Genomic DNA, 17440 nt, shown 5'->3' on the forward strand with positions numbered 1-17440 from the left:
GCGATAGCATCACCCCAGTGCAACTGACTGATCGAGGCGCCTGCATCGCGGGCAAGCCCGGCTCCCACAAAAGCCCATTCCCACCCAGGAAGGTGTGGGGCTTAGAAATTGGCCTCCAGGGAAACCATCGCCGTACGCTCTTCGCCCACGTTGTAGTACGCCGAACTGGCCGCCAGGCCATTCACCGGCGCCGAGTTGAACGACACGGTACGCGCCGAGCTCAGGTATTCCTTGTCGAACACGTTGAGCATCGAGAACCGCAGCGCGGCCGATTTGAAGACCTTTTTGTCCACCGGCAGGTAAATACCGGCGTTGAGGTCAAACACCGTGCGCCCGGAGATTTTCTCGTTGTTGGTCAAGTCGCCGTAGAACGCACCGACGTACTTGCCGGCAATGTTGCCGTAGTAGCGCTTGTCGTCATACCCGAATACCAGGTTCAACATGTTCTCCGGGACGTTGGCCAACTGGTTGCCCTTGGTCGGCAACAGTACGTTCTTGCTGACAAAGTCGTCTTGCTGCTCGGACTTGGTGTAGGTGTACGACGCGTAATAGTTGAAGTTGTACGGCAGCAGGCCGCTCCACTCCAGCTCCAGGCCTTTGTTGGTCACGTCACCCACGTTGGCCATCACGTAGTCACCGTTCAAGTCGGTGGTCGACAGCTGACGGTCCTTGAAGGTGATGTAGAACAGGGTGGCGCTCAGGGCCATTTTCTCTTCGGTGTAGCGCCAGCCCAGCTCCTGGTTCCAGCTCAACTCGGGGTTGAGGTTGAGGGAGTCACCCTTGTTGTACAGCACGTAGTTCTGCGGGGTACGCATGTTGCGGGTGACGTTGTAGAACGCCTGGTTGCTCTCGTCGACCTGGTACTTGGCACTGAAGTTAGGCAGGAACTGATGGTAGCGGGCGTTACGTTTTTCCGGCTTGTCGTACAGGCTGCCGAGGTTGTCGCCGTCACGCTCGACGTACTGGTACGCCAGGCCGCCGACAAAGCTCAGGTCTGGCGTGGCTTGCCAGCTGTCCTGCACCCACAGTTTCTGGGCCGGGGTGACGGTGTATTGATGACGACCCTGGACAGTCTTGCCGTTCTTGTCGACCACCTGGCCGCCGCTGTTGTAATCGCCCCAGACGTCGTCCGGTGCCCCCTCGCTGTTGATCCCGATATACGGCTGGGTCTGGCGCTGGCGAGCGCGCTCGTACCAGTAGCCGTAGTCCAGGCTGTGCTCCTCGTTGATGTCCCATTTCATTTTGACGGTGACGCCAGGGCGCCAGGTCTCGGTCCACGAGGGGCGATAGTAGTTGGCCGACTTGAGGTTGCTCAGGTCGTAGTTGCCGGCCTTGTCGGACTTCGGCCCCAGGTTGGTCGCGGTCTGGCCGCTGAAGCTGCCGCCGTTGCCCCAGTAGTAGTAAGGCGCAACCGTCAGGGCCAGGTCATCACGCAGGCGCCAACGCTGGGTGAAGGTGGTCATGACACTTTCGAACGGGTTGCGGTTGAGCTTGTAGGAGGACGACAGCAAGCCGTTCTTGTAGACCGGCGTTTCCGCGTAATCCAGACGGCGACCCTGTTGCTGGAACTGGCTCTTGCTCAGGGTGTTGTAGTTGTAGTTTTCCTGGGTGTTGTACTTCATGGTGAAGTTGCTGGTGTTGCCGTTGTCGTCTTCGAACAGCGTGCTCCACTCCACCTTGTCGCCGCGCAGGGTGCCCTTGCCGCGCCACTTGTCGCCCTCGGTGTGAGAGGCCGACACCCAGGTCTTGAAGCCGCCCAGGTCGCCGGTGTTGATGCGGGCGAAGGACTTTGTCAGGTTGTTCGAGCCCATGGACTGCTTGACGAATAACCCTGGCTCTTTGGTCGGCCGGATCGTGACCATGCCGATGTTGCCGCCGCTGGAACCGATGTGCGGGCCGTCCGCTTCGGAGGAACCCTGGGTGACAAACACTTCGCCGACGTTTTCCGGGTCGCCCAACTGGTTGGCGTACACGCCATAACTGCCGGAGTCGTTGATCGGTACGCCGTCCATGGAAACCCCGACCTGGTCGGAGTTCATGCCGCGCATGGTGAAGCTGGTGCCGCTCATGCCGCTGGCGTCATCGTTGGAAACGTTGATGCCCGGCGTGTACTTGAGCTTGTCGATGGCGTTGGCCGTCGGGGACATTTCGTCCATGGCTTCCTTGGTCACGGTGGACCGGGCCTTGGCACTTTCTTCCTGAATCATGTGGCCGGTACCCAGGGTACGTTCGCCGGCGACGTGCACCGAACCGACGTCCTGGGAGTCGTCTGCCAAAACCAGCGGCGCAAAGCCGCCCAGGCCCGATGCTAAAAGCAGGGCATAGAGTTTGTTGTAGGTCACGAGTAGATCCCTTACATGCATCTATCTGTTGTTATGGGGGAGGTATTGGCGATTTCGGCCGGGTGAACAGCGCCGCCAATCTTCCTGACCACCTGCTCAGGAATCCGAGGATCATCCGTGCATCACGTAACGATTTGGTTACAGGTTTTGGCGATTGCGATGAAGGTTAAATGAAAGGTCCGCAAACACGGATGTGCCAAGGCAGGGGGATTTTCAAGGGAAATCGGTGCAAGTAATGACAGCGCTACGCCATTGCAGCGTAGCGCTCTGTATCTAGCGCAATACGATCATCCGACCGAGCAGCGAATGTTGTTCGAACCCCAACACCGCCTGCAGGGCATTGAGCACCGCCTGGGGGTCCTTGCTCGGGAAACTGCCGCTGACACGCCGGGCGGCGAGGTCGTCATTGAGCAGGAGAATACGCCCGGGGTAGTAACGACCGAGGTCTTGCACCACATCGGCCAGGGGCGCCTTGTAATAATTGAGCCAACCGTCACGCCAGGCCAGTCGCGATTCGCTGTCGACCGCGTGCAGCTCATCGGCGACACCATCGGCGTAGGCCACTTGCTGGCCGGCCGTCAGAATCTGTTGCTGGCCATCTTTGGACGGCGTCACGCCGACCCGCCCGGACAACACCGTCACCTGGGCGCCCGCCGGCTGCAGGCGCACTTCGAATTGCGTGCCCAGCACCCGCGCTTCGCCACTGCCGGCCTCGACCACAAAGGACTCGCCGGTGTGGGTCACGCTGAAAAAGCCGGCGCCACGGCGCAGCTGGACATGGCGCTCGCCATGCTTGAAATCCACGGCGATGGCGCTGTCCGCGTCCAGAGTAACCTGGCTTTGGTCGGCCAGGGTGACGGTCTTCACCTCCCCCGGCGCGGTGACGTAATCGGCACCGAAGTCATCAACCCAGCGCGACGGCTGCCACCCGGCCCCCATCGAGAGCATCACAAGCAGGCAGGCGGCCATCGCCAGCGCGCCGGACCAGCGCCGCACACCGGAGCGCTTCGAGGTGTTCATCGCGTTCAAGTAGCCCTGCAACGCCAAGGCGTCCTCACCGGCCAACTTTCTCGCCGGCACTTCACTCAATTCCCACAGCACCTGGGCCTGGGCGTAGGCCTCCACATGCGCCGGGTCGGCCCGCAGCCAACGGCTGAAGGTGGCCTGGTCGCCGCTGCTGGGCTGGTCGTGCAACAGACTCAGCCACGCCAGTGCGGCCTGTTCCTGGTCGGGCGTCGGGGTGACGCTGGCAGTGGAATTCACGGTGCTTTCCTTGGCGATGGTTCGCGAAGGCTGGCCTTGCAGGCTTCGAGGGCACGCATCATATGTTTTTCCACGGCACTTTGGGACAGCCCCATGGCCTTGGCGATTTCCGCGTACTTGCGGCCATGGATGCGGTTGAGCAGGAAAATCTGCCGGGTACGTTCCGGCAGGCTGCGCAAGGCCGCTTCGACATGGCGCAAGTCATTGCCCGCTTCCAGCGCGGCCTGGGGTTCGGAACCCTGGTTGTCTTGCTGCTCGGGCAGCCAGCCTTCACTGCTGCGCACCCGGGCGCCTTCGCTGCGCAGGTGGTCGATGGCGATATTGCCCGCGCAACGCAGCAGGTAGGTGCTGAGTTCCTCGACCTGCACCAGCGGCCGGCGCCAGAAACGCAGGAACAAATCCTGCACCAGGTCCGCCGCCGTCGCACGGCAACCCACACGACGGCTGACCAAGGCTTCCATCTGCGAACGCTGGGACAGGAACACCTGCAGAAAATGCGCCCGCCCGCCTGCCGCGTCTGCGTGCTGTTCGTTGGGTTCGGGTGGCGTGGTGATCATCAAGGATGAACTCAAAGGGTGGCGAAGGCCGCAACCGGGCTGGCCAGCAGGCCGACGCCCGCCAGAATCAAGGCCAGCCTTGGCCGATACGGCAACAGCAACACCAGCAGCAACCCGCTGAGCATCAGTACCGCGCACCACTCCACCAAACCCTGGCTCCAGCCAGTCGCGCGCACCGCCGGCCAGATCGACACGATCAGCAGCAGCCACCCGCCCACGCGCAAAACCAGGCGCCGACGGGGCGAGGGTTTACTGTGCAGCAGTTCGCCATGGTGGCGGTCCATGGACAGGCACAACGCGGTAAACCCTGCGTAACACAGCAGCAGCGCCAACAGCATTCAGTTCACCTCGCCCTTGAGGGTCAACGGCCGGGCGCGTTCGGCCTTGGGTTGGGCGATGCGGCGGTGCTGCATTTTCCAGGCAGCCCAGGCGAGGAACACGCCGCTGCCCAGGCACGTCAGGTCGAAACCGGCCATGGCCCAGTCGCCGTTGGCCAGCGACACACCCAAGTGCTGCGATGTGGTCAATGCGTTGAGCACCGGCACACCGATAAACAACATCGCGCCCACGCTCAATTGCTCGACCCAACCGCGGCGCCCCTGGCGGACAATGGCGTGCAAAACGCTCAAGCCCCAGGCAATAAAGAACGCGTTTACTTCCCAGTCCGAGCGCCCGACAAAGCTTGCCGGCAACAGACGATTGGCCCAGAAAAACACCGCGATGGCGATCATCAAGCCCGACATGCTGGCGATGTTCAGCACGTCCACCAGCCGCAGTTCAAACGGCATCACCCCGGTTTTGGTGTGTTTGAGCTGACGCTTGCCCAGCCACATCACCAGCCCGGTGCCGATCATCGCCGTGCCCGCCAGGCCGCAGATGAAATACAACCAGCGCAATACCGGGCCAGCGAAATGGCCCATGTGCAAGCCGTAGAAGCTGCCGCCGATCGCCGCCGGCAACGACTGCTCGCCGCTGACCCGCAACAGCTCGCCGGTGGTGCCGTTGAATGAGACGGTGCTGCCAAAGTCGTGCACCACGCGATCCGACCCGGCGCGGAACACATTGACCGAGGCATTCACGTCGCTTGGGTTATTCACCACCAGCCGTCCGACATGGCCGCCGGCCCACTGCTCGCGCGCCTGTTCGTACATCGGGCCCAACGGCAACAACTGCCCCGGCTGGCCAAGGGCCGGCGCATTGTCGGTGGCCGGGAACACATCATTGAAGAACGCCCGGGTGTCGTTGCCGTAAGAAGCGAGGATGCTCGCCGGCATCACCATGCTCATGAAAATCACCAGGCTGCTGTAGGTGATCATCAAGTGGAATGGCAGCACCAGCACACCCACGGCGTTGTGGCCGTCGAGCCAGGAGCGCTGGCCCTTGCGCGGGCGAAAGGTGAAGAAGTCCTTGAAGATTTTCTTGTGGGTGATGATCCCGGTGATCAACGCCACCAACATCACCATCGCCGCAATAGTCGACAGCCAGCGACCCCACGGATACGGCATTTGCAACTGGAAGTGGAAGCGGTAGAAGAATTCGCCACCCCTGGTTTCCCGGGCCTGGACCTGCTGGCCGCTGACGGGATCGAGGAGTTTTTCGACGAAGTTGCCGCGCTTGCCTGGGTCGACCTTGTCTTGCCACATCACCGACAAACCCGGCTCACGGCTGCTCGGCAAGGTAATAAACCAGCGCGCGGCGTTGGGCGCCTGTTGCTGCAAATACGTTTGGGCGGCGGCCAGGCTACGGGCGTCGTCGACGGGATGCGCCTGCACTTCGGGCTGCATCCAATGGGTAATTTCGTCTTTGAAATACGACAAGGTGCCCGTCAGAAAAATCGCAAACAGCAGCCAGCCAAAAATCAGCCCGGCCCAGGTGTGCAACCAGGCCATGGCCTGGCGAAAGCCCTCTTTCATGTGCGCGCCATCCAATACGTCAACCCGGCGAATGTGGCCAGGATAGCGCTGGGCAGCAACACGCCGAACCAGGCACGCCAGGCGGTACGGCAGGCAAAACACCAGATCACCGCCAACAGATAGAAGACAAACGAACTGAGCATGCCACTGATCACTGCATCGGCGCGGCCGGTGGGCAGCCACAACGTCATGCACACGCTGGCCAGCGAGGCCAGCAGGTAACCGCCGACCACCGCTGCCAGCACGCGAGAAGTCACGGCCAGACGGTAGGACACGGGAAGTGAGGTTTTGCGTTTCATGCACAGGGCACCAGGTTCGTCAGTGCGCAATATTAATGATAAATATTCTCATAAGCAAAAGAGAACGCATCCCTGGCAATTGCCGAACCGTCCTACTCGCCCTACAATGCGAACAATTCTTGTTCTCTAAAGCATGCGCATGCTGCCGGAGTGTTCGCGTTGCAGCCGTCCAACACCGTCGAAGTCCTGTACCACGACCATCACCACTGGCTCACTGGCTGGTTGCGACGCAAGCTCGGCTGTCCGGAAAGCGCTGCCGACCTGGCCCAGGACACCTTTATTCGCGTGCTCACTGCACGGGACGCCCCGACGCTGATCGAACCCCGCGCCTTCCTCACCACCATCGCCAAGCGCGTGCTGTTCAACCATTACCGCCGCCAGGACCTGGAGCGCGCCTACCTCGACGCCCTGGCGCAAATGCCCGAGCACGTGGCGCCGTCGGAGGAAGAGCGGGCAATCATCCTGCAAACCCTGATGGAGCTGGACCAACTGCTGGATGGCCTGGCGCCCTTGGTTAAACGCGCGTTCCTGCTGTCCCAGCTCGACGGCCTGACCTACGCGCAAATCGGCGCGGAACTGGGGATCTCCATCGCCACGGTCAAGCGCCACCTGAATAAAGCGGCCATGCGCTGCTACTTCGCCTTATGAGCTTCTCTACCCACGTCGCCGAACAAGCGGTGCACTGGCTGATGGAAATGCAGCAGGGCCCGCTCAACCCGCGCAAACAGGCAGCCTGGCAACAATGGCTGGACGCCCACAGCGAACATCAGCGGGCCTGGGAGCAAATCCAGCGGGTGAACCAGCGGTTGCGCGGGATGCCCTCGCCCCTGGCTCACGCCGCGTTGAATGCGCCGAAATCCGGCAGCCGCCGTCAGGCGCTGAAACTGTTGCTGATCCTCGGCGCCGGCTCGGCAGCGGCCTGGGGCCTGCGCCAGCAACATATCCTGCCGCCGTTGAGCGCCGATTACCGCAGCCCCATCGGCCAGCGGCGCAAGTTCCAATTGGTAGATGGCAGCCAGTTGCAGCTCAACACCGGCAGCGCGGTGGATGTGCACTTTGATGGCCAGCAACGCTTGATCCGCTTGCTCGAAGGCGAAATCCTGCTGACCGCCAAACCCGGCAACACCCCACTGCGGGTGATTACGACCCAGGGCTTGCTCAGCGCCCAGGCCGCGCGGCTGAACGTGCGGCAGTTCAACGATCACACGCAGCTGGCGGTGTTTGATGGGCACGTTGACGTGATGCCCAACACCTATAGCGGTTTGCCGCTGTCGGTGGAAAAAGCCCATCAGGTCAATTTCACCCGCAAAGGCTGGGACACCGCCCGCCCCACCGATGCCGGCAGCGGGGCCTGGGCCGATGGCATGCTGGTGGCGGCCCACATGCGCCTGGAAGATTTCCTCGCCGAACTGAGCCGTTATCGCCGGGGCCAGCTCAACTGCGACCCGAAAGTGGCCAACCTGCTGATCTCCGGCAGTTACCCGCTGGACGACAGCGAGCGGATTCTGGACCTGCTGCAGGTCAGCCTGCCGGTCAAGGTCCGGCGGTTTACCCGCTACTGGGTGACCGTCGAAGCCCGTGCCTGAATTATTTTCAAAACCCGTGAGCCGTTTTCCAGCCCTCGCGTGACAGAGAAGGAAAGCCCCCTTGACCCTTCCTTCTCAGGACCGCACTTCATGCCCCAGCAACCGACCCGCCTGACGCCCCTCGCCCGCACCCTGCGCCACTTGTTGCTGGGGGCCAGCCTCAGTTTCAGCGCCGTGCCCTACGTGATGGCGGCTGATGCCAAGCCCTACCGCATCGCCCCCACGTCGCTGGAAGCGGCATTGAATCAATTTGGCCGGGAAGCCGGCGTACTGATTTCGTTTGGCTCGCAGGTGACGGCCGGTGTGCAAAGCCACGGCCTGTCGGGCAACTACACCGCCGAGGAAGGCTTGAATGCCTTGCTCAAAGGCACCGGCCTGCAAGCCCGCGCCGAGGGCAACAATGCCTTCAGTCTGCAACCGGCCAATGCCCCGGCCACCCTTGAGCTGGGCACCTCCAACGTGGTGGGTGACTGGCTGGGAGATGCGGCGCAAACCAACGTCTTCGAACACCCGGGCGCACGGGACGTGATCCGCCGCGAAGAATTCGAACGCCAGGGCGCCACCCAGGCCCGCGACGTGCTCAACCGCATTCCCGGGGTCAACGCCCCGGAAAACAACGGCACCGGCAGCCACGACATGGCGCTGAACTTCGGCATTCGCGGGCTCAATCCTCGCCTGGCCTCGCGCTCCACGGTCTTGATGGACGGCATCCCGGTGCCGTTCGCGCCGTATGGCCAGCCACAGTTGTCGTTCGCGCCCATCAGCATGGGCAACATGGACGCGGTGGACGTGGTGCGCGGCGGCGGCGCCGTGCGTTATGGCCCACAGAACGTCGGCGGCATCGTCAACTTCGTCACCCGCGCGATTCCCGATGCGCCGACGGTGAAAGGTGGCCTGCAGACCGAAACCAGCCCGTCTTCCAGCCACGACGGCTTCAAAACCACCGGCAACCTGCTGGCCGGCGGCACGGCAGACAACGGCCTGGGCGGCGCGATCCTGTATTCCGGCACCCGTGGCGGTGACTGGCGCGAAAACAGCGACACCCGCATCGACGACCTGATCCTCAAGGGCAAATACCAGCTGGACGACGCCAACAGCTTCAACGCCATGGCGCAGTACTACGAAGGCAAGGCCGATATGCCCGGTGGTTTGAGCACCGCGGCCTACAAGGCCGACCCGTATCAGTCCACCCGCCCCTACGACCAGTTCTGGGGCCGCCGCACGATGTTCAACGCGGGCTATCGCTACCAGGAAGACCGCCGGGAATTCACCGTCAACAGCTTCTTCACCACCACCCTGCGCAGTGGTTACCTGGACCAGGGCAGCTTCCTCTCCCTGTCGCCCCGCGAGTATTGGGTACGCGGCCTCGAAACCCGCTTTGCCCAAGGCTTCGACCTCGGCCCAACCAGCCACGAAGTGGGCGTGGGCTACCGCTACATCAACGAAGCCGGCCACGAACTGCGCTACCGCACGCCGATTGCCGCCAACCAGCAACTGCCCACCACCGACAGCCGCAACGACCGCGACACCCGGGGCAGCACCGAAGCCAACGCATTCTTCGTCGACGACCGGATTGATATCGGCAAGTGGACCATCACCCCGGGCATCCGCTACGAGATGATCGAGTCCCAGCAAACCAACAACCTCAGCAACGTCAAATACAAGGGTGACTACAACACCGCCCTGCCGGCGTTGAACGTGCTCTATCACCTGACCGATGACTGGAACCTCTACGCCAATACCGAAGGTTCGTTCGGCAGCGTGCAGTACAGCCAGATGCCCAATCGCGTGACCAGCGGCGAAGTGAAGCCTGAAAAGGCCCGTACCTGGGAACTCGGCACGCGCTATGACAACGGCACCTTGCGCGCGGAAATCGGCGCGTTCCTGATCAACTTCGACAACCAGTACGACAGCAACCAGACCAACGACACCGTGATCGCCCGTGGCGAGACCCGTCACCAGGGCATCGAGTCCAGCATCAACTATGCCCTCGACGGCTTGAGCCCCGCGCTCGCCGGTTTTGATGTGTACGCCACCTACGCCTACGTCGACGCCACCATCCGCGAAGACGGCCCGAACAAAGGCAACCGCGTGCCCTTCTCTTCCAAGCACAAAGGCACCCTGGGGGTGGGTTACACCGAAGGTCGCTGGAAGTTGAATGTGGACAGCAGCTACCAGAGCAGCCAGTTCGCCGACAACGCCAACACTGAAGCGGAAAGTGCCGATGGCAGCACCGGACGCATCCCTGGCTACATGCTGTTCAGCAGCCGCGCGGCGTACGACTTTGGCCCGCAGCTGTCGGACTTGAACGTGGCGGTGGGTGTGAAAAACATCTTCAACAAGCAGTACTACACCCGTTCGTTTGACGACAACAACAAGGGCAAATACGTCGGTGAGCCGCGCACGCTGTATGTGCAGACGTCCATCGCGTTCTGATCAACTGCCCGCCAGGCACGACGGTGTGCCGGCCACCAACGCGTCGATGGCACAGCGGGTCTTGGCCGGCATGTGCGTCGCCGTGGGCCAGATGACATGGATCGGCATCGGCTGCTCGCGGTGGCCCGGCAGTACCGCCTGCAGTTGCCCGCGCAACACGTAGTGGGCGATCAGCCAACTGGGCAACCAGGCCAGGCCGATCCCGGCAATGGCGGCATCGGCCACGGCCTGCAGGTCATCGAGGATCAACGGCGAGGCCACCCGCTCCCGGTGCGAGGCATTGCTGCGATAGGCAATGCCCCGGTGCCCGGCCAGGTCCTCGATGGAGTCGATTCGGGGTGTGCGCTGCAAGTACGCGGGTGACGCCGCCAGGGCAATCGCCTGTTCGCCCAGGCGGCGGGCGCTCAGGCGGTCGGTGTCGGGCAACGCGCCGATGCGTACCGCCAGGTCGAAGCCTTCCTGGGCCAGGTCGATCAACCGGTCGGAGAAGGAAATCTCGATCTCCAGTTGCGGAAAACGGTCCATCAGCCCCCACAACGCCGGCGCCGCATAGTGGTGACCGAACGCCAAAGGCAAGCTCGCCCGTAACCGTCCACGGGGTTGCTGGCGGCCACTTTCCAGCACGGATTCGGCGGCTTCCAGCTCGGCCAGCGCGCGCAGGCAATGTTCGTAATAGGCCTGCCCGTCTTCGGTCAAACGCTGGCGCCGGGTGGAGCGTTGCAACAGCGACGTGCCCAGCCGCGCCTCCAGGCGAGCCAGGCCCTTGCCCACCGCCGAGCGCGTGAGGTTCAGCCGTTCGGCGGCCTCCGTCAGATTGCCGCTCTCGACGATCTGCAAAAACAGTTCAACACCATCAAAACGCGGGGTAGCCATGGTCGTTTGTCGCCCTTAATTCCCTTATTACAGGAAGAAGTATCGCCAATAAAGAATCCTATTCCCGCAAAAATGACACCTTCCCCCATCGAAAGGAAGAGGCCATGCCATCCGACGCCGTTGTATCCGCCATCAGCCCGCCGCGTACCGCCAGGGACGGCCTCGCGCTCACCGCCGTGTGCCTGGTGGCGCTGATGTTCGGGCTGGAGATTTCCAGCGTGCCGGTCATCCTGCCCACCCTTGAACAGCAATTGGGCACCGGCTTCCAGGACGCCCAATGGATCATGAACGCCTACACCCTGGCCTGCACCAGCGTGCTGATGGCGGCGGGCACCTTGGCCGATCGTTTCGGCCGGCGGCGCATGCTGGTGCTGTGCCTGTGGGTATTCGGGCTGGCGTCGCTGGCCTGCGGGCTGGCCAACGACGCCTCCACGCTGATTGCGGCGCGCTTTGTCCAGGGCGTGGGTGCCGGGGCCATGATGATCTGCCAGTTCGCGATCCTGTCACACCAGTTCAGCGAGCCGGCGGCGCGGGCACGGGCCTTTGCGGTGTGGGGCGTGATCGCGGGTGTGGGCTTGGGTTTCGGGCCGATGGTGGGCGCGTTGATTCTGGCCGTCGCGGATTGGCGCTGGGTGTTCCTGGTGCATGTGCCGCTCACATTGGTCACCCTGGCCTTGCTGCGCATCAGCGTGCAGGAATCCCGTGACCCGGCGGCCCATCGCCTCGACATCGCCGGCATGACCACCCTGACCCTGGCGGTGTTTGCCCTGGTTTATTTCATCACCCAGGGCACCGCGAGCGGCTTTGCCACCCCGGCCATGCTCGGCTGGGCCGGACTGTCGGTGGCCGGCTTGCTGTTGTTCGTGGTGATTGAGCGGCGCAGCCCTCACCCGATGTTCGACTTCTCGGTGTTTCGCATCCCGCGCTTCAACGGCGCGCTGATGGGCTCGATCGGCATGAACTTCAGCTTCTGGCCCTTCATGATCTACCTGCCGCTGTATTTCCAGGCCGGCCTGGGTTACGACACGATGCTCACCGGCCTCGCCCTGCTCGCCTACACCCTGCCCACGCTGGTGGTACCGCCGCTGGCCGAACGCCTGGCCCTGCGCTACGGCGCCGAACGCATCATCCCGTTGGGCCTGGGCTTGATGGGCGTGGGGTTTATGGCCATGGCCGCGATCAACCATAGCGACCAGCCCAGTGTGGTATTGATCCTGATCGCCTGTGGGATTGCTGGCAGCGGCTTGGCGCTGACCAACTCGCCCACCACCAATACCACCACCGGCTCGGTGTCGTCCGACCGCGCGGGCATGGCCTCGGGCATCGACTTCAGTGCACGGCTGATCACCCTGGCGCTCAATATCGCGTTGATGGGATTGGTGTTGATCCTCGGGATCGCACATTACCTGGCTGGCGCATTGCCCGACACCGCACAACTGGCCACCCTCAGCCAGGACATCGCTGCCGGCAAGCTGGAGGTGTTGCCCCAGGGCCAGGTGATCGCCCAGGCCGCGCTGCGCAACGGTGCCGGCTGGGCCATGGTGTACGCCGGTCTTGGCGCGTGCGCACTGGCGGTCTTGAGCCGCAGCTTTTTCCGGCACAGCCCGCACTGACCTTTTGCGCATAAAAAACGGGCCTGCATCTGCAGGCCCGTTTTCAGTGGGGTTGAAAAAGTATCAGCTATTAGCCGTTAAGCGCAGCCTGTTCGTTTTCCAGGAATTCCTCTTCAAGCTCGGCCTCGTCGGCCTTGGTGTTGGGCAGGCTTTGACCCGCGGCGCGTGGTTTGCCGCGCAGTTTGCCGTACAGATGCTCCAGCGCATGCTCCAGCTTGGTGGCCGCACCATCGATCGCCTGTTCCAGCGTATCGGCTTTATGGAGGACCGAAATCGGTTGATGGCCTTTTGGCCGTGCTTCCAGTCGGCAACTCAGATCATGTGGACCGGGCTTGTCACCGTTTTCGTCCCGCAGATAAACCTCGACGCGGGTCAGATCTTCTTCATAACGTTCGAGCGTGCTCTCAATGGTGGTACGTACCCACTCCTCCAGTCGGATGCTGCTTTCAATATGGTTATCGCTATTGACTTGGATTTGCATAGTTTTCCCTTATTTCAGCTAGCTCGCGGAAGGCCATTCCTGCTTCACCGGATGGGTGAAAACCATGACCTCCTGATTACACAATTGAGCAGACAGAGGAACATTTCAAGCCCTTTGCAAAGATAAATCCCACATTACAAATTAACCCTGACTACAACCAAAAACGCTGTTAGGGTGGGGAGTTGGTTACATCTTCTTACCGCCAACTTCCTTACAATTGCCCCTCTCCCAACGGGTGCAATCCGCGAAAAATCCCGGCTTCCTCCACCAGCCAGTCATGCACCGCCCGCACGCCCGGATGGCTCAGCGCGCCAGGCGCATACAGCAGCACGTAACGTTTGTGATTGGGCACCGCCAGGCCGAACGGCACGATCAACGTGCCACGCTCCAGTTCATCATTGAGCAAGGTGCGCCGGGCAATCGCCACGCCCATGCCGGCAATCGCCGCTTCGATGGTCAGGTGGTTACGGTTGAAGGTATGCCCGCGCCGCACGTCGGCAGCGTCGTAGCCGATGGCATTCAGGTAAAACTCCCACTCTGCGTACTCATAACTCCCACGCCAGGCGGTAATGTCGTGCAACAGCGGGAAATGCACCAGGTCAGCGGGGCCATGCAGCGGCGGTCTCCCGCGCAGCAGGCTGGGTGCGCACACCGGGAAGATCTGCTCGTCCAGCAGGGCTGTGGATAACAACCCGGGGTAGCTGCCGTCGTTCAGGTCGATGGCCAGGTCGAAGTCGCCCTCGTGCAGGGCGATGCTGCTGTCTTCGGCCACCATGCGCAGTTGAATATCCGGGAAGCGCTGCTGCAAACGCGGCAGGCGCGGGGTCAGCCATTTGCCGAGAAACGACGGAATCGAGCGTAGGCGCAACGTACCGCTGATCATCCCCGCATCCAGCCGCTGCAACTCGGCATCGATGCTGCCATACGCCTCGCCCACGGTGATCGCCAGCCGCTGGCCCTCTGCACTCAGCTCAACCCCGCGTGCGCGTCGGTGGAACAGCCGGAAGCCCAAACGCTCTTCCAACTGGCGGATTTGCTGGCTGACCGCGCCCGGGGTGATGTGCAGTTCTTCGGCGCAGCGGGTGAACGACAAATGCCGCGCGGCGCAGGAAAAAACGTGCAACCAGACGTAAGTCTGGCCATGAAGCGGGCGAGCCATAGGGTTTAGTCCTGCTAAAGGGTGTCTTAGGATAATTCGTTGGTCAGTGCCGATCCAGAGGCTCAGTATCGCGCCAATTCCGCTTGTCCTACAAAAGATGGCAGCGATTCCTACTCCATTGCTTGTAAGGGTTTAGCATGGCTATCAGTGTTTTCGATCTATTCAAGGTGGGCATTGGTCCTTCCAGCTCCCATACCGTCGGCCCGATGCGGGCGGCGGCGACCTTCGTCCAGGCGCTGACCGACCAGCAATTGCTCGACGAAACCCGTCGCGTCGAAGTGCGTTTGTACGGCTCGCTGTCCGCCACCGGCGTCGGCCATGCCACCGACCGCGCCTGCGTAATGGGGCTGATGGGCGAATGGCCAGACAGCATCGACCCCACCAGCATCGGCCCACGCATCCATCAACTTCGCGAGTCCAGCCAATTGCTGCTCGCTGGCCGCAACTCGATTGCCTTCAACTGGCAACACGACCTCCTGCTGCTGGACGAAAGCCTGCCCTACCACCCCAACGCCATGTCCCTGCACGCCTACGGCGAAAACGGCCTGTTGAGCGAACAGACGTACTACTCGGTGGGCGGCGGTTTCATCATCGAAGCGGCGGAAGCTGAATCCGGCATTGCGCCTACCAGCGAAGTGCAATTGCCCTACGACTTCTCCAGCGCCGCTGAACTGCTGGCCTTGTGCAACAAGCACGGCCTGCGGGTTTCCGAATTGATGATGGCCAACGAGCGGGCCTGGCGCAGCGATGCCGAGATCCGTAACGGCCTGCTGCATATCTGGTCGGTGATGCGTGAATGCGTCGAACAGGGCCTGCGCCACGAAGGCATCCTGCCCGGCGGCCTGGATGTGCCACGGCGCGCGGCGAAATTGCACCGCAGCCTGTTGGAAATCGGCAAACCCAACGTCATCACTTCAACCTTGTCGGCCATGGAATGGGTCAACCTGTTCGCCCTCGCCGTCAACGAAGAAAACGCGGCCGGCGGGCGCATGGTCACCGCGCCCACCAATGGCGCGGCGGGGATCATCCCGGCGGTGTTGCACTACTACATGAAGTTCAACCCGGACGCGTCCGACGATGACGTAGTGAATTTCTTCCTGGCTGCCGCCGCCGTCGGCATCCTCTGCAAGAAAAACGCCTCGATCTCCGGCGCCGAAGTCGGCTGCCAGGGCGAAGTCGGTTCCGCCTGCGCCATGGCTGCTGCGGGCCTGGCCGACGTGCTGGGTGCGTCCCCGGAGCAACTGGAAAACGCCGCCGAAATCGGCCTGGAACACAACCTGGGCCTGACCTGCGATCCGGTCGGCGGGCTGGTTCAGGTGCCGTGCATCGAGCGCAACGCCATCGCGGCGGTCAAGGCGATCAACGCCACGCAAATGGCCCTGCGCGGCGACGGCAAACACTTCATCTCCCTGGACCGGGTGATCCGCACCATGCGCGACACCGGCGCCGACATGCACGACAAATACAAAGAAACTTCACGGGGCGGCCTGGCCGTTAGCTGGGTGGAATGCTGAGGAGCATTCCCTGACCGTCCCAACGTGAGCCCGCGCAAAAATAATAACGAGGCAATAACGATGACCGATGTACGTACACCTGCTGCCGAAAATCCCGCTGTAGACCTGACCACGACCACCGTGACAACCGGCTGGAACAAACACGACACCACCTGGATGCTGGGCCTCTACGGCACCGCCATCGGTGCCGGCACCTTGTTCCTGCCGATCAACGCCGGCGTCGGCGGCTTCTGGCCGTTGATCGTGCTGGCGTTGCTGGCCTTCCCGATGACCTTCTTCGCCCACCGTGGGCTGACGCGCTTTGTGTTGTCGGGCAAATCCGGCGACATCACCGATGTAGTGGAAGAACATTTCGGCATCGGCGCCGGCAAGCTGATCACCTTGCTGTACTTCTTCGCGATTTTCCCGATTTTGCTGGTGTACAGCGTGGCGCTGACCAACACCCTGACCAGCTTTATGGAACACCAACTGCACATGGCAGCGCCGCCCCGGGCGATCTTGTCGCTGGTGCTGATCCTCGGCCTGATGGCCATCGTGCGCTGCGGCCAGGGCGTGATCGTCAAGGCCATGAGCGTGCTGGTGTACCCGTTCGTCGCCGCCCTGCTGCTGTTGGCGGTAAGCCTGATCCCCAACTGGAACGGCGCCTTCTTCGCCTCCGCCAGCGAAGGCATGCCCCTGCCGGTGTTCTTCAAGACCTTGTGGCTGGCGATCCCGGTGATGGTGTTTTCCTTCAACCACTCGCCGATCATCTCCGCCTTCGCCGTCGATCAAAAACGCGTGTACGGCCCGCAGGCCGAGCGCAAAAGCAGCGGCATCCTGGCCATGGCCCACAGCATGATGGTGCTGACAGTGATGTTCTTCTGCTTCAGCTGCGTACTAGCCCTGTCGCCGGCTGACCTGGCAGCAGCCAAGGCGCAGAACATCTCGATCCTGTCGTACCTGGCCAACCATTTCCAGACGCCGGTGATTGCCTACGCTGCACCGTTGATCGCGCTGGTGGCCATCACCAAATCCTTCCTGGGCCACTACATCGGCGCCAGCGAGGGCTTCCAGGGCCTGATCGTCAAATCCCTGCGCGGGCGCAACCGCAGCATGTCGGCCAAGTGGCTGGAGCGCTGCACCGCACTGTTCATGGTCCTCACCTGCTGGGCCGTGGCCACGTTCAACCCGAGCATCCTGGGCATGATCGAAACCATGGGTGGGCCGATCATCGCCTGCCTGTTGTTCCTGATGCCGATGTACGCCATCCGTCGAGTGCCATCTTTACGCCAGTACTCGGGCCAGGCGTCCAACGTGTTTGTGGTGTTGATCGGCTTGATTGCGCTGTCTGCGATCGTTTTCTCGGTCATGCCCTGAAACAGGACACACTCACCACGACTTGAGTGAAAGCCGCACCCTGTGGGA

Annotated in this window: 15 protein-coding genes; 6 read left to right on the top strand and 9 right to left on the bottom strand. The window is 62.3% G+C overall.

What is annotated here, in order from left to right; genetic code table 11:
* Positions 1 to 101 precede the first annotated feature (101 nt).
* The 6 genes from MUM_RS0131490 to MUM_RS0131515 form a co-directional block, all read right to left on the bottom strand.
* Entirely contained in the window at positions 102 to 2342 is a 2241-nt protein-coding gene (locus MUM_RS0131490) for a TonB-dependent receptor (RefSeq protein ID WP_010176941.1), read from the bottom strand.
* Positions 2343 to 2615: 273 nt separating this feature from the next.
* Positions 2616 to 3605 (bottom strand): FecR family protein, encoded by a 990-nt coding sequence (locus tag MUM_RS0131495; protein WP_010176942.1) that lies wholly within the window; start codon positions 3603 to 3605, stop codon positions 2616 to 2618.
* The gene (locus MUM_RS0131500) at positions 3602 to 4165 is read right to left on the bottom strand and encodes an RNA polymerase sigma factor (protein ID WP_029616181.1); all 564 of its coding nucleotides are present in this window, start codon (positions 4163 to 4165) and stop codon (positions 3602 to 3604) included. Before MUM_RS0131500 ends, MUM_RS0131495 begins: the two co-directional genes overlap by 4 nt.
* Before the next feature lie 8 nt (positions 4166 to 4173).
* Positions 4174 to 4500, bottom strand: a complete 327-nt coding sequence (locus MUM_RS0131505; protein WP_010176944.1) for a DUF3325 domain-containing protein — start codon at positions 4498 to 4500, stop codon at positions 4174 to 4176.
* The gene (locus tag MUM_RS0131510; RefSeq protein ID WP_010176945.1) at positions 4501 to 6075 is read right to left on the bottom strand and encodes a PepSY-associated TM helix domain-containing protein; all 1575 of its coding nucleotides are present in this window, start codon (positions 6073 to 6075) and stop codon (positions 4501 to 4503) included.
* Entirely contained in the window at positions 6072 to 6374 is a 303-nt protein-coding gene (locus tag MUM_RS0131515) for a DUF3649 domain-containing protein (protein ID WP_010176946.1), read from the bottom strand. The genes MUM_RS0131510 and MUM_RS0131515 overlap by 4 nt, the downstream gene beginning before the upstream one ends.
* 159 nt (positions 6375 to 6533) lie before the next feature.
* On the opposite strand from MUM_RS0131515, the gene MUM_RS0131520 reads away from it, so the two are divergent.
* The 3 genes from MUM_RS0131520 to fecA all read left to right on the top strand — a co-directional run bounded on the left by MUM_RS0131520 (position 6534) and on the right by fecA (position 10396).
* On the top strand, positions 6534 to 7022 hold the full coding sequence (locus MUM_RS0131520; RefSeq protein ID WP_010176947.1) for a sigma-70 family RNA polymerase sigma factor: 489 nt from the start codon (positions 6534 to 6536) through the stop codon (positions 7020 to 7022).
* A complete protein-coding gene (locus tag MUM_RS0131525) occupies positions 7019 to 7960 on the top strand; it encodes a FecR domain-containing protein (protein ID WP_010176948.1) in 942 nt (313 codons plus the stop codon). The genes MUM_RS0131520 and MUM_RS0131525 overlap by 4 nt, the downstream gene beginning before the upstream one ends.
* A 90-nt stretch (positions 7961 to 8050) precedes the next feature.
* A complete protein-coding gene (gene fecA, locus MUM_RS0131530) occupies positions 8051 to 10396 on the top strand; it encodes a TonB-dependent Fe(3+) dicitrate receptor FecA (protein WP_010176949.1) in 2346 nt (781 codons plus the stop codon).
* Here the strand turns inward: fecA and MUM_RS0131535 are convergent, their stop codons facing one another.
* Positions 10397 to 11269: a LysR family transcriptional regulator gene (locus MUM_RS0131535; protein WP_010176950.1), complete on the bottom strand. Its 873-nt coding sequence runs from the start codon at positions 11267 to 11269 to the stop codon at positions 10397 to 10399.
* A gap of 104 nt (positions 11270 to 11373) precedes the next feature.
* On the opposite strand from MUM_RS0131535, the gene MUM_RS0131540 reads away from it, so the two are divergent.
* On the top strand, positions 11374 to 12882 hold the full coding sequence (locus MUM_RS0131540) for an MFS transporter (protein ID WP_010176951.1): 1509 nt from the start codon (positions 11374 to 11376) through the stop codon (positions 12880 to 12882).
* A gap of 70 nt (positions 12883 to 12952) precedes the next feature.
* Here the strand turns inward: MUM_RS0131540 and MUM_RS0131545 are convergent, their stop codons facing one another.
* Positions 12953 to 13363 (bottom strand): HPF/RaiA family ribosome-associated protein, encoded by a 411-nt coding sequence (locus MUM_RS0131545; protein ID WP_010176952.1) that lies wholly within the window; start codon positions 13361 to 13363, stop codon positions 12953 to 12955.
* Between the two features lie 211 nt (positions 13364 to 13574).
* Positions 13575 to 14522, bottom strand: coding sequence for a LysR substrate-binding domain-containing protein (locus tag MUM_RS0131550; RefSeq protein WP_010176953.1), 948 nt, complete (start codon positions 14520 to 14522; stop codon positions 13575 to 13577).
* 137 nt (positions 14523 to 14659) lie between these two features.
* Here MUM_RS0131550 and MUM_RS0131555 point away from each other — a divergent pair, with 137 nt between their 5' ends.
* Both MUM_RS0131555 and MUM_RS0131560 read left to right on the top strand, forming a co-directional pair.
* Positions 14660 to 16036, top strand: coding sequence for an L-serine ammonia-lyase (locus MUM_RS0131555; protein ID WP_010176954.1), 1377 nt, complete (start codon positions 14660 to 14662; stop codon positions 16034 to 16036).
* Between the two features lie 60 nt (positions 16037 to 16096).
* Positions 16097 to 17392 (top strand): serine/threonine transporter, encoded by a 1296-nt coding sequence (locus MUM_RS0131560; protein WP_010176955.1) that lies wholly within the window; start codon positions 16097 to 16099, stop codon positions 17390 to 17392.
* Positions 17393 to 17440: the final 48 nt, after the last annotated feature.

It is taken from the genome of Pseudomonas sp. PAMC 25886 (assembly GCF_000242655.1).
Taxonomy (GTDB): domain Bacteria; phylum Pseudomonadota; class Gammaproteobacteria; order Pseudomonadales; family Pseudomonadaceae; genus Aquipseudomonas.